Origin of the sequence: Dolomitihabitans soli (assembly GCF_022213955.1) — a bacterium.
Classification (GTDB): domain Bacteria; phylum Actinomycetota; class Actinomycetes; order Streptosporangiales; family Streptosporangiaceae; genus Streptosporangium_A; species Streptosporangium_A soli.
In genome coordinates, this window is record NZ_JAKNTW010000001.1 from 962,343 (window position 1) to 975,140 (window position 12,798).

A 12,798-nucleotide genomic window follows, 5' to 3' on the forward strand; every position below is an offset into this window, starting at 1 on the left:
TGATGAGAAATATCCCTTTTGATCAGGACGATACGACCATGCCCCCGCCGGGAACGAGTACGGCCCGCGCCCCAGCGGGGCGCGGGCCGTACGGCGTCGGGGTCAGAACCAGCCGCGGTGCCGGGCCATCGCCTGGAGACCGGCGGTCAGGGACTGCTCCGCCGCGCCGGGTCCGTCGTCGTGGCGGACGGTGAACCCGCTGTAGCTGTCACCGCCCGAGCTCAGGAAGCCGCCGCGCTTGTCGGCCTCCAGGATCACCTGCAGCGACTGCGGACCGGCGATGAAGGTGAGTTCGAGCTCGTTGAAGTGGCGGCGCCACTCGTGACCGGCGTAGTACTCGATCTCCTGGAAGAACGGCATGGTGGAACCGCGCAGGGTGCCGCGTTCCAGATCGGCCTTCTTGAACTGGAAGCCCAGGCGGTCGAGCGCGCCGAGCACGGCCTCCTGGGCGGGGAGCGGATTGACGAACAGCGGGTCCAGGTCGCCCTTGTCGAGCGCCCCCGCCAGGACCAGCTCGGTGGCCACGCCCAGGCGCATCCCCCTGAGCGGATGGCCCCCGATGGCGCTGACCGGCGCCTCCCACGGCACCGGGATCTCGAACGGAGCCGACCGCGCCTCCCCGGAGCCCAGCTCGAAGGAGCCGGCGACCTGGCGGCGCAGGAAGCTGTAGGTCGCGTTGTACTCGTTGTCGCCGCTCTCGACCTCGACCACCGCGGTGAAGTCGATGAAGATGCCGTCGACCTTGTGCCCCGACGACCCGCCGCGGAAGCGGACGTCGCCGCGGAGCGTCTCGCCGGGGCGGACGTTGGAGTTGTGCAGGACCGTGTCGACCTCGACACCCGCGCCGAACGCGGCCATCAGCTTGCGGAACACCATCGGGGCGTCTCCAGGGGATGGTTGGACAGATGATTGGTTAACTGGGAATCTGCGGCTGTCCGTTCCCCGCGGCGAGCTTCGGCAGAAGCTGGGCGAGCAACAGCGTGGACAGGGCGGAGGAGTCACCCGAACCCGCGGGGGTGCGCACCACGATGGGCTGCGGGGCGTTCTCGGTGAGCTTGGCGCCGACGTCGAGGCGGCGACGCGCCAGCTCGTACTGGAGCACCGCGCGGTTGTCACGGTAGGAGTCGGACAGGCGGCGCAGGGCCTTGCCCTCGTTCTCCGCCGAGGTCAGCTCGGCGCGGCCGCGGGCCTCGATCTCCCACTTGACGCGCTGGGCCTGAGTCTCGTGCTCCTCCAGCATCCGCGCCACGTCCTTGCGCGCGGTGTTGTGCGCGGCCTTGACCTCGACGATCCGGGCGTCGCGGGTCTTCTTGGAGCGCTCGATCTCCATCAGCAGGGTGTCGATCCTGCGCTTCCTGGTCAGCTCCCACTCCCGCTCGTAGGCGGCGAGTTCCTTGGCGACCTTCTCCCTGGTCGACAGGTGCTGCTGGTACTGGTCGGGGAGTTGCACGTCGGGGATGTTGGAGCCGGTGACGCGCACGCCGTACCTGCCGAGCTGGCGGTTCAGCGACTCCTGCATGTCGCCCACGTCGGAGCCGCGCAGGTCGTAGGCGCGTTCGGTCTGCACCCGGCGGCTGCGCTGGCGGATCGCGTCCTGCACCGCGCTGGACAGCACCAGGTCGAAGTTGCCGGCGCCGATGGTCCGCACGAAGGCGACCGGGTCGACGATGCGGAACTTCAGGAAGAACTCGATCGACTTCAGCGGCACGCTCTCGGCGGTGGGGCAGGCGGTGATCGGCGCGGTGTAGGGGATCTCCGTCGAGGTGTCCACGACCGCGTCCACCCGGTCCCAGGGCAGCCAGAGGTAGTGGCGGCCGGGGTCGAGCGTGCCGGTGATCGCGCCCCACCTGCTGCGTACGCCGGTGGTGCCCTGCTCGATCTCGATGATCGCGCGGCGCCACAACCAGACCAGCGCGACGACGAGGAAGAACGCCGCGCCGATTCCGGCCGCCACGGTCAGGATCCCCTCGGCCAGCGCCGCCGTCCCGGCGAGGTGGATCGCCAGGAACAGGAGCGCCACCCAGGCGAACCCGCGCCGGTCCTTGGGGATGACCACGGGCACGAGCTGGCCCTGCTCGCCGCCGCGCAACAACTGACGGATCTCGGACCAGGAGGCCAGCGACTCTTTGATCTTGGAGAACTCGCGGTTCATCAGGCCTCCTCGGCCGGGGCGTGGGCGGTGACGTCGGCCACCGCGAAGCTCGGCACGACACTCCCGCTCGCGGCGGGACCCGTCACGGCCGGGGGCGGCACGACGCCGTCGGTCACGCCCTGCCGTACGTCGGCGGCGGTGGCCAGCAGGCGGGAGATCTCGTCCTCGCGTCCGGAGACGCGGCGCTGGATCTCTCCCATCCGGGACCGGATCGCGGTCATGTCCTCGCTGGAGAACAAGACGGCGCCACGGCCGCCGATGAGCTGCTGAGCCAGGTCGAGGAAGTCGAGGTCACCGCTGTCGCCCACCTGGACGACCTGTGGCATGCGGGACGCCACGCTCTCCAGCTTGTCGAGCAGATCGGTCTGGAACCGGTAGTCGAGGATCTCCGGGGCCTCGGCGGCCGACAGCGCCCTGATGTCCAGCGCCTGCGCCTCCAGCAGCGCGGAGTTGGCCTTGGCCGTGCTCTCCGCCTCCACCAGCCGCTGGCCGGCCTGAGCCTTCGCCTGGTGCGACGCGCGCTCCAGCGCGGTGTCCATCTGGGCCTGGTATCCAGCGATCTCGGCGTGGATGGCCGACAAGGTCTCCTGCAGTCCCGCCAGCTCCTTGGTCAGGTCGCCCTCGTTCTGCTCCTTGCGCAACTGGAGCTCGTACTCATAGGTGTACGCCTCCTTGGCCACCCGCACCATCTCGGGCGCCGCCAGGTCCATGCGGTACTCCTGGCTGGTGGGCTCCGCGTGCGTGATGTTCACGTCGGTCAGCCGTACGGCGGGCAGGAACTGCTGGTTGAGACTGTCCAGCATGCCGATCGTGCTCTCGCCCACCAGGTCGTAGATGTCCTCGGCGCGCTGGGCGTAGATCAGGCTCCTGGTGACCTCGCTGATCGCGTTCTGCAGTTTGGCCTGGAAGCCGCTGACCGAGCCGAGCACGAAGATGAACTCGGCCGGGTCCTCGATCCGGAACTGCAGGAACAGGTCGACGCTCGCCTTGACGCCCTGCTGGGTGGGGGCCTCGCTGATCGGGGCGTTGAAGGGATACTCGCGGGTGGTGTTGACGATGTAGCTGACCCGCTTCCAGGGGTTGAACAGCGTCACCCGCCCGGGCTCGGCGACCTGCACGAGCTTGCCGAACTTGGTGATCAGCGCGCGGCAGCCCTCGGGCACCATGACCACGCTGCGCCGCCACCACAGGAACCCCGCGGCGAGCACCAGCACGATCCAGTAGTGCGGGCCGAAGAGCACCCGGGTGCTCTCCAGTCCGGTGGCGATCAGGCCGACCAGGCCGAGCGCCACGAGGACCACCAGCGGAATGATCAGCTTGGCGGCGCCGCTCTTCGGGATGACGACGGGGGAGATGACGTGGACGGCCTCGCCGTCCGGTCCCTTCCCGGTGAAACTGCGGTTGATGATCTCGCCGGCCTCGTTCAGCGAGGCGGAACGGGCCTCGATGTGCGTGCCGATCGAGGTGCCCTGCTCGCGGGCGGCGAGGAAGTCGTGCGCGTTGAGCTGGAAGCCGGTCCCCTTCTCGCCGGGTATCTGCCCGGCGAGGCTGCCGACGGCCTGCCCGACCGCGCCCCGCAGGTCACCTCCGCCGGCGACCGCCTGGGCTACGCCCCTCGCCTGTTCGATGACCGCCTGTCGTGGTCGGGACATCCATAACACCTCCGGTGTTGAACCCTAAAAGCTTGGAAAGCTGGATATATCACGGCTCGTAGTGACCTGCACACTCGCGTGATCGCAAGTCAAGGGGATCCCGGTTGCGATCCGGTTGAAGGGCGATTGACGTCGCCGTGCAGGCGGCGGCCGTTTCTGTCGGAGGCGCCGCCTACAGTTGGGCGTGTGAGGCCGGTAACAGATTTGCAGCGCAGGGTGGCACCGTTCGAGGTCGTCACCGAGATGACACCATCCGGTGACCAGCCGCAGGCGATAGCCGAGCTGGAGCGCCGCGTCACGTCGGGAGTGAAGGACAACGTCCTGCTCGGCGCGACGGGCACCGGCAAGACGGCCACGATCGCCTGGCTCATCGAGCGGCTCCAGCGGCCCACCCTCGTCATGCAGCCCAACAAGACCCTGGCCGCGCAGTTCGCCAACGAGCTGCGCGAGATGATGCCCAACAACGCCGTCGAATACTTCGTCTCCTACTACGACTACTACCAGCCCGAGGCGTACGTCCCGCAGAGCGACACCTACATCGAGAAGGACTCCTCGATCAACGAGGAGGTCGAGCGGCTCCGTCACTCGGCCACCAACTCCCTGCTGACCCGCCGCGACACGATCGTGGTGGCCTCGGTGTCGTGCATCTACGGCCTGGGCACCCCTCAGGAATACGTCGACCGGATGGTCAGGCTCAGGGTCGGCCAGGAGATGGAGCGCGACCAGCTCCTCCGCCGCCTGGTCGAGATGCAGTACGCGCGCAACGACCTCGCCTTCACCCGCGGCACGTTCCGGGTGCGGGGCGACACGATCGAGATCATCCCGCAGTACGAAGAGCTGGCCGTCCGGATCGAGATGTTCGGCGACGAGATCGAGAAGCTCGCGACGCTGCACCCGCTGACCGGCGAAGTGATCACGGAGGACGACGAGCTCTACATCTTCCCCGCGTCCCACTACGTCGCGGGCCCGGAGCGGATGGAGCGGGCGATCGGCGGCATCGAGCAGGAGCTGACCGCCCGGCTCGCGGAGCTGGAGCAGCAGGGGAAACTGCTGGAGGCGCAGCGGCTGCGCATGCGCACCACCTACGACATCGAGATGATGCGGCAGATCGGCACCTGCTCCGGCATCGAGAACTACTCCCGCCACATCGACGGCCGTGGCCCCGCCACCGCCCCCAACACGCTGCTCGACTACTTCCCCGAAGACTTCCTGCTGGTCCTCGACGAGTCGCACCAGTCGGTGCCCCAGATCGGCGCGATGTACGAAGGCGACGCCTCCCGCAAGCGCACCCTGGTCGAGCACGGTTTCAGGTTGCCGTCCGCGATGGACAACCGCCCGCTGAAGTGGGAGGAGTTCCTGGACCGCATCGACCAGACCGTCTACCTCTCGGCCACCCCGGGCTCCTACGAGCTGGGGCGCGTCAAGGGCGACGTGGTCGAGCAGGTGATCCGCCCCACCGGGCTGGTCGACCCCGAGGTGATCGTCAAGCAGACCAAGGGTCAGATCGACGACCTGGTCCACGAGATCCGGACGCGCACCGACAAGGACGAGCGGGTCCTGGTCACCACGCTCACCAAGAAGATGTCGGAAGACCTCACCGATTATCTGCTGGAGCTCGGCATCCGGGTCCGCTACCTGCACAGCGAGGTCGACACCCTGCGCCGCATCGAGTTGCTGCGCGAGCTGCGGCTGGGTGAGTTCGACGTGCTGGTCGGCATCAACCTGCTCCGCGAGGGTCTCGACCTCCCGGAGGTCTCCCTGGTCAGCATCCTCGACGCCGACAAGGAGGGTTTCCTGCGCTCGGACACCTCCCTCATCCAGACCATCGGCCGCGCCGCGCGAAACGTCTCCGGTCAGGTCCACATGTACGCGGACACCGTCACCCCCTCCATGCAGCGTGCCATCGAGGAGACCAACCGCCGCCGCGCCAAGCAGGTCGCCTACAACGAGGAGCGCGGCCTCGACCCGCAGCCGCTGCGGAAGAAGATCGCCGACATCCTCGACCAGCTCTCCCGCGAGGACGCGGACACCGACCAGCTCCTCGGCGGCGGCCGCAGTCAGAGCCGCGGCAAGGCGCCCGTCCCCGGCCTGGCCAAGCACACCGGCCAGCACGCCAAAGCCATCGTGGGCGAGATGCCCCGCACCCAGCTGGAGTCGTTGATCGAATCCCTCACCGACCAGATGCACCAGTCCGCGGCCGACCTCCAGTTCGAGGTCGCCGCCCGCCTCCGCGATGAGATCAAGGAGCTCAAACGCGAGCTCCGCGACATGCGCGAAGCCGGCGTCAGCTAGGGCCGCGCGCGTGCGGTTAGGGCCGCGCGCGTGCGGCGCCGCGTGACCTGCTCGCTTTGGTCGGCGCCGAAACCCTGCTGGGGCCGCGCGCGTGCGGTGCGGCGTGATTTGCTCGCTTTGGTCGGCGCCGAAACCCTGCTGGGGCCGCGCGTGCGGTGCGGGTGTTACCTTCGACGACCTCGCCTCAGCAGGGTCATCGAAGGCGAACGTCAGCGGATGACGGTGGACAGGTCGAGGTCGATGTCCACGTCGAATCCGACGTACGTCTGGAGACGCTTCCGGTGGATTCCGGTGGGGACGTAGGCCTTCACCGCCGGATCCAGCTCGTAGGTGTAGACGACCGGACCCAGATCTTCCCGCTCGATGCACCAGAGAAACTTGATTCCGGCATTGGAGTATTTGATCGGCTTTGTGGCGCGGTCGCGCTCTCTCGACTCCGCGGACACGACCTCGACGACGAGACGAACGTCCTGAGGCTTGAACGAGGTGCCATGCTCGCTGAATGCCGCCTCATCGACCACGAGAATGTCGGGCTCGGGACGTTGCCTCATGTCGAGAGTCACCGTCATCTCCCGGGCTACGACAAGGCCGTCCGGGGGAATGATTCGCTTCTCGAGAAGCCGGAGCATAAGCATGTGAAAGCCGGTCTGCGGCGACGTCATGATGAGCGACCCGTCGATCAGCTCGACGTGCGGAGGCGCGTCGGGGGGGAGGTGATCGAGCATGTCGGCGGTCCAGCCGCCGGAAGGGCCCGGGTAGAACCATTCGGGGAGTGCCATGTTATCCGGAGGACCTCCTTCCATGCGCCCGTTACGGATTCATCATGTCACGTACCGTAGTCGTCAGGCTGGGTCTTTCGGTGGGTTGACGGGGTGTTCGAGGGTGCGGCGATACAGCTCGTCGATCTCGTCCAGCGGATCGGGGACGCCGCGCCGGGCCTCCAGTTCGATCTCGGCCCGGCCGTGCACGTCGCTGATGCCGGTGGCCGCGTGGCCGACCTGGTTGTCGAGCAGGTCGGCGCGGATCCTGGCGCAGGTGGTGGCGAGCTTGGCGTGGTGGTCGCGGAGCCGGTCGAGCGTGACGTGATCGACGAAGCCCGACATGCGGCGCTGCTGCGCGTACAGGCCGAGTTGCGTGTCCAGCACGTCGGCGTGCTCGCCCACCTCCTTGACGAGGGCGGGCAGTTCGCCGAGGCTCCAGCCCTGGCGCAGCGCCGAGTCGACAGCCTGACGGGTCAGCGTGACCTCGCGGCGCAGGTCGACTCGCATCCGCTCCACGTCGGCGGCCTCGCCGGTGCCCATCGCATTGACGTGGGAGGCGATCCGGGTCGAGGCGGTCCGCGCCTTACGGGCGGCGGCCTTGCCGAGCTTGACCGCGAAGTAGATCCCGACGCCGCCCAAGATCAGGAGTATCAGGAATATCACCAGGATGATCGTGATGAACGTGTCGATCGGGGGCCACCTCCCGCTGGAAAACCAGATGCCTACGAGCATATCCGCCTGGCACCGTTAACGAATGAACGATCACATCGCTCCCGAGATTGCCGCCTACTACACGCGTGGTGAGGAGGACGGCCGGCTGCGAACGGGCCGGAACCGGCTGGAGTTCTGGCGCACCCAGGACGTGCTGCGCCGCCATCTGCCCCCGCCCCCCGCCCGGATACTCGACATCGGCGGAGGCAGCGGCGTGCACGCCGAGTGGCTGGCCGCCGACGGCTACCAGGTGGAACTCGTCGACCCCGTCCCGCTGCACGTACGGCAGGCGGCCGCCATCCCCGGCGTCACCGCGCGGGAGGGGGACGCCCGTGACCTGGGGGCGGAACCGGGCGCCTACGACGTGGCGCTGCTGCTCGGCCCGCTCTACCATCTGCGCGACCGCGCCGACCGGGTGCGCGCTCTGGCGGAGGCCGCGCGTGCCGTACGGCCGGGAGGCGTCGTCGCGGCGGCGACGATCAGCAGGTTCGCGGCGCTGCACGACATGGTCAAGAAGGGGCAGTACGCCCGGCCGGAGATCCGGGCGATCGTGCTCGGCGCGGCGGGCGACGGCGGCTTCGACGGCCGGCCGGACATGGGCTTCACCACCGCCTACTTCCACGACGCGGACGAGATCGTCGGGGAGTTCGAGGCGGCCGGGTTGCCCGGCGCCCGCAGGTTCGGGGTGGAGGGGGCGTTCTGGCTGATGGATGACGTGAACGCCTGGCTCGACGAGCCGGAGATGCGACGGCTGCTGCTGGACGCCCTGCGCAGGGTGGAACTGGAGCCGACGCTGCTCGGCGTCAGCGGCCACCTCGTGACGATCGCGAGCAGGAGCGGGCAGGTGGGGGAGGCGGGGACGCCCGGCGCCTAACCGGATGGCGGGAGGCGGCGGTTCGGCCCGCGGCGCCGTACCTTCCTGAACGCCCACCACGCGAATGCGGCCAGCACGGCGAGGGCGAGGATGACCAGGACGGGCAGGAAGATCGCGATCAGGCTCATCGCGAGTGAGCCCGCGTCTTCCACGGTGCTCGCGACGGGAGCGCCGACCCCGGCGGTCGTGGCGTTCACCACCGGGCGCGTGGCCGACTTCATCAGGTGCACGGCGAGGGCGAGGCCGATGCCCAGCACCCAGCTCACCCAGGGGTTCGCGGTCATCCAGGTCGAGCCGTCGAGCTCGGCGGCCGCGGCGGTGGCGCTGAAGACCACGCCGCCCGAGGCCGGCCGTACGGCGGTCTGGATGAGGTCGTTGACGTGGTCGACGACCGGGACCTTGTCGAGCACGACCTCGGCGGCGAGCAGGACCGCGATGATGGCGAGGACCCAGCCGTCGGACAGCCAGTCGTAGCCCTCGGGCAGGCGCACCCTGTCGGTGAGGTTGGCGAGGATGCCGACCACCAGCAGCGGGATGTAGGCGTTGAGCCCGGCCGCGGTGGACAGGCCGAGACCGGTCAGCGTCGCCAGCATCTCACCTCCCCGCGCGCCCCCGGCCGCCCGCGCGGGCGGTGCGCCAACCGCACCCTACCCCGATGGTCAGCCGTCGGTGAGGCGGCGCAGACGGTCGGTGGCGTCGGCGAATTCGGCGATGATGTCGTAGACGACCTGGCCGGCCGGTTTGACCTGGTTCATCTGGCCGACCACCTGGCCGACGAAGTAGCCGGCGAGTTCCCTGGCGCCGGGATTGCCCGCCTCGGCGGCGCGGCCGATGCGGGCCAGGGCGCTTTCGGCGAGGAGCATCTGGAGCGGCATCTGGAGCGGGCCGGGGCTCTCGGTGGCCTCGTCCCACTCCTCGGTCCAGGCGGAGCGGAGCTGGCGGGCCGGTTTGCCGGTTCTGCAGCTCGAGCGGGTGGTGTCGAGGGAGGTGGCGGCGAGCATCTTGGTCTTGACCCAGGGCGCGGTCTCCGCCTCCTCGGTGGTCAGCCAGACCGAGCCGCACCACACTCCCTCCGCGCCCAGCGCCATGGCGGCGGCCATCTGGCGGCCGGAGGCGATGCCGCCCGCGGCCAGCACCGGCACGTCGACCGCGTCGGCCACCTGGGGGACCAGCACCATGGTGGAGATCTCCCCGGTGTGCCCGCCCGCCTCGTGGCCCTGCGCCACGATCAGGTCCACCCCGGCGGCGACCTGCCGCCTCGCATGCTCGACCGTGCCGGCCAGTGCGGCCACCGGCACCCCCGCGAGCCGGGCTTTGGCCACCATCTCGGGCGGCGGCGGGCCGAGCGCGCTGGCGATCAGGCCGATGGGGTGCTTCAGCGCCACGTCGATCAGGTCGGTCGCGCCTTCGGCGGTGACCCGGCGGGCGAACTCGTCCGCCTGCGCCGACATCGAGCCGGGGTGCGGTTCGGCCGAGGTCACGCGGTACTTGGAGAACAGGTGGGCCACGAAGTCGCGGTGCCGCTCGGGGATCTGGTCGGCCAGGCGTGCGCTCCGGCCGTCCGCCCCCGCGTTGATCGCGCGCGGCACCAGCACGTCCACGCCGTACGGCCGGCCGGCGACCTGCTCGTCCAGGCGCTTCAGCTCGGTGTCGAGCCGGTCGGGGGAGTATGCGACGGCGCCCAGCACGCCGAATCCGCCCGCGTTGGTCACCGCCGCGACGACGTCTCTGCAGTGGCTGAAGGCGAAGAGGGGGAAGTCGATTCCGAAGCGCTGACAGATCGCGGTCCGCATGCGGCGACGGTAACTCTCCGAACCTTGCTCGGTCCAGATCGGCCCGGGTCAGACGGAGGTGGTGGTGTTGGTGAGGAGCGCCGGTCCGGGATGGGGGAGGAGCCCGTCCTCGCCGGGGGCGAAGGTCCGGATGACCCTGGCGGGGACGCCGGCCAGGACGCAGTGGGAGGGGAACTCGCCGCGCACGACGGCCCCGCCCGCGACGACGGTCTGGCGGCCGAGGCGGGTGCCCGGCAGGATGATGGCCCCGGTGCCGATCCAGGAGCCCGGGCCGATCGTCACCGGGCTGTTACGCGGCCACTGCCGGCCGATGGGGATCTCCGGGTCGTCGTAGACGTGGTTCTGGTCGGTGATGTAGACGTACGGGCCGGTGAAGACGTCGTTTCCGATGTCGATCGACTGGTGGCCCACGATGTGGCCGCCGCGGCCGATGGAGCAGCCGTCGCCGATCCTGACGATGGGACGCGGGCCCAGATCGAGGCCGGGGTTCATGCCGGCCGAGATCGACACCCGCTCCCCGACCAGGGTGTGCTCGCCGATCTCGATCCACTCCTCGCCGAAGATCGCGCCCACCGGGAAGACCAGGCAGGTGCCCTCGCCCAGCCGCCGGAAGCGGTATCCCGCCGGGTTGAGCGGTGTGATCGTCCCGGCGGAGCGGATCGCGGACCAGCCGCGGTGGATCAGGGTGCCGGCGGCTCGCCGTACGACATCACGGAGTGACATAACGGCCCAAGTTACTGCTAGGTCATGTCGTACCGAAACGGCAGGTCGGGCACTTGTTTGATAATCTGAGAGCCCGTGGACATGGGCGGCCCCCCAAACCGGGTGGGCCGAGGGACATTCAGCGACCACGGGAGCCCTTCTTGCGTAGCGCCGCACACACCAAACATCTGTTCGTCACCGGCGGCGTCGCCTCCAGTCTCGGTAAGGGACTGACGGCCTCCAGCCTCGGACGCCTGCTGAAGCTTCGGGGCCTGCGGGTCACCATGCAGAAGCTCGACCCCTACCTCAACGTCGACCCCGGGACGATGAACCCGTTCCAGCACGGTGAGGTCTTCGTCACGGACGACGGCGCGGAGACCGACCTCGACGTCGGGCACTACGAGCGCTTCCTCGACACCGAGCTGCACGGCTCGGCCAACGTGACGACCGGGCAGGTCTACTCCAACGTCATCGCCAAGGAGCGCCGCGGCGAGTATCTCGGCGACACCGTCCAGGTGATCCCGCACATCACCAACGAGATCAAGGACCGGATCCGGAGCATGGCCGGCCCCGACGTCGACGTGGTCATCACCGAGGTCGGCGGGACCGTCGGCGACATCGAGTCGCTGCCCTTCCTGGAGGCTGTACGCCAGGTGCGCCACGAGGTCGGCCGCGACAACTGCTTCTACCTGCACGTCTCGCTGCTGCCGTACATCGGCCCGAGCGGTGAGCTGAAGACCAAGCCGACCCAGCACAGCGTCGCGGCGTTGCGCAGCATCGGCATCCAGCCCGACGCGATCGTGTGCCGCTCGGACCGGCCGATCACCACCAGCCTCAAGCGCAAGATCAGCCTGATGTGCGACGTCGACGAGGACGCCGTGGTCAGCGCCGTCGACGCCAGCAGCATCTACGACATCCCGAAGGTCCTGCACTCCGAGGGGCTCGACGCCTACGTGGTGCGGCGGCTCGGCCTGCCCTTCCGCGACGTCGACTGGAAGGAGTGGGACCAGCTCCTGCGCCGGGTGCACCGCCCGGCCAAGGAGGTCACGATCGCCCTCGTCGGCAAGTACATCGACCTCCCCGACGCCTACCTGAGCGTCACCGAGGCGCTGCGCGCGGGCGGGTTCGCCAACGACGTGCGGGTCAACATCCGCTGGGTGAAGAGCGACGACTGCGAGACCGAGGAGGGCGCCGCCCGCGAGCTGGACGGCGTCGACGGCGTGCTCGTCCCCGGCGGCTTCGGCGTGCGCGGCATCGAGGGCAAGGTCGGCGCGATCCGGCACGCCAGGGAGAACACCATCCCGCTGCTCGGACTCTGCCTCGGCATGCAATGCATGATCATCGAGGCGGCGCGCTCGCTGGCCGGGCTCCCGGACGCCAACAGCGCCGAGTTCGTGCCCGACACCGAGCACCCGGTCATCAGCACGATGGCCGACCAGGAGGACGTCGTGGCCGGCGAGCGCGACATGGGCGGCACGATGCGGCTCGGCCTCTACCCCGCCAACCTCACCGAGGGCTCCCTCGCCCGCAGGCTGTACGGCAAGGCCAAGGTCGAGGAGCGGCACCGGCACCGCTACGAGGTGGCCAACCCCTACCGCGAGCACCTGGAGAAGGTCGGCATGGTCTTCTCCGGGCTGTCGCCGGACGCCCGCCTGGTGGAGTACGCGGAGCTGCCGGGCGACGTGCACCCCTTCTTCATCGGCACCCAGGCTCACCCGGAGTTCCGCTCCCGCCCCACCCGGCCGCATCCCCTGTTCAAGGGCCTGGTCGCCGCGTCCCTCGTCTACGCCGACTCCCGTTCGGCCGCGGCCAAGGCGGGCACCGGCAAGTAGCCCGGGACGCCCGGCGAATCGCTAGGGTT

At 69.4% G+C, this 12,798-nt stretch carries 11 protein-coding genes; 3 read left to right on the forward strand and 8 right to left on the reverse strand.

Annotated elements, in window-relative coordinates; translation table 11 throughout:
* Positions 1-102 precede the first annotated feature (102 nt).
* Genes MBA17_RS04340 through MBA17_RS04350 form a run of 3 tightly spaced genes read right to left on the reverse strand, consistent with a single transcriptional unit; the run spans position 103 to position 3,804 of the window.
* Entirely contained in the window at positions 103-876 is a 774-nt protein-coding gene (locus MBA17_RS04340) for a sporulation protein (protein WP_238494902.1), read from the reverse strand.
* A 37-nt stretch (positions 877-913) separates the two neighbouring features.
* Positions 914-2,152 carry an SPFH domain-containing protein gene (locus MBA17_RS04345; protein ID WP_238494903.1) on the reverse strand — a complete coding sequence of 413 codons (1,239 nt, stop codon included), beginning with the start codon at positions 2,150-2,152 and terminating at the stop codon, positions 914-916.
* Complete coding sequence (locus MBA17_RS04350; protein ID WP_238494904.1) at positions 2,152-3,804, reverse strand: SPFH domain-containing protein; 1,653 nt, start codon at positions 3,802-3,804, stop codon at positions 2,152-2,154. Before MBA17_RS04350 ends, MBA17_RS04345 begins: the two co-directional genes overlap by 1 nt.
* Positions 3,805-3,990: 186 nt before the next feature.
* Here MBA17_RS04350 and uvrB point away from each other — a divergent pair, with 186 nt between their 5' ends.
* Entirely contained in the window at positions 3,991-6,096 is a 2,106-nt protein-coding gene (uvrB, locus tag MBA17_RS04355) for an excinuclease ABC subunit UvrB (RefSeq protein ID WP_238494905.1), read from the forward strand.
* A 209-nt stretch (positions 6,097-6,305) separates the two neighbouring features.
* Here the strand turns inward: uvrB and MBA17_RS04360 are convergent, their stop codons facing one another.
* Positions 6,306-6,875 carry a Uma2 family endonuclease gene (locus tag MBA17_RS04360; RefSeq protein WP_238494906.1) on the reverse strand — a complete coding sequence of 190 codons (570 nt, stop codon included), beginning with the start codon at positions 6,873-6,875 and terminating at the stop codon, positions 6,306-6,308.
* Positions 6,876-6,938: 63 nt separating this feature from the next.
* On the reverse strand, positions 6,939-7,520 hold the full coding sequence (locus MBA17_RS04365) for a hypothetical protein (RefSeq protein ID WP_238494907.1): 582 nt from the start codon (positions 7,518-7,520) through the stop codon (positions 6,939-6,941).
* A gap of 91 nt (positions 7,521-7,611) precedes the next feature.
* Between MBA17_RS04365 and MBA17_RS04370 the strand changes: the two genes are divergently transcribed.
* Positions 7,612-8,442: a class I SAM-dependent methyltransferase gene (locus tag MBA17_RS04370; protein WP_238494908.1), complete on the forward strand. Its 831-nt coding sequence runs from the start codon at positions 7,612-7,614 to the stop codon at positions 8,440-8,442.
* Here the strand turns inward: MBA17_RS04370 and MBA17_RS04375 are convergent.
* The 3 genes from MBA17_RS04375 to MBA17_RS04385 form a co-directional block, all read right to left on the reverse strand.
* Positions 8,439-9,035 carry a DUF4126 domain-containing protein gene (locus MBA17_RS04375; RefSeq protein ID WP_238494909.1) on the reverse strand — a complete coding sequence of 199 codons (597 nt, stop codon included), beginning with the start codon at positions 9,033-9,035 and terminating at the stop codon, positions 8,439-8,441. The genes MBA17_RS04370 and MBA17_RS04375 overlap by 4 nt on opposite strands.
* Before the next feature lie 66 nt (positions 9,036-9,101).
* A complete protein-coding gene (locus MBA17_RS04380; protein ID WP_238494910.1) occupies positions 9,102-10,235 on the reverse strand; it encodes a nitronate monooxygenase in 1,134 nt (377 codons plus the stop codon).
* A 48-nt stretch (positions 10,236-10,283) separates the two neighbouring features.
* Entirely contained in the window at positions 10,284-10,958 is a 675-nt protein-coding gene (locus MBA17_RS04385) for an acyltransferase (RefSeq protein WP_455432687.1), read from the reverse strand.
* Between the two features lie 140 nt (positions 10,959-11,098).
* Here MBA17_RS04385 and MBA17_RS04390 point away from each other — a divergent pair, with 140 nt between their 5' ends.
* On the forward strand, positions 11,099-12,769 hold the full coding sequence (locus MBA17_RS04390; RefSeq protein ID WP_238494911.1) for a CTP synthase: 1,671 nt from the start codon (positions 11,099-11,101) through the stop codon (positions 12,767-12,769).
* The last annotated feature ends 29 nt before the right edge of the window (positions 12,770-12,798 follow it).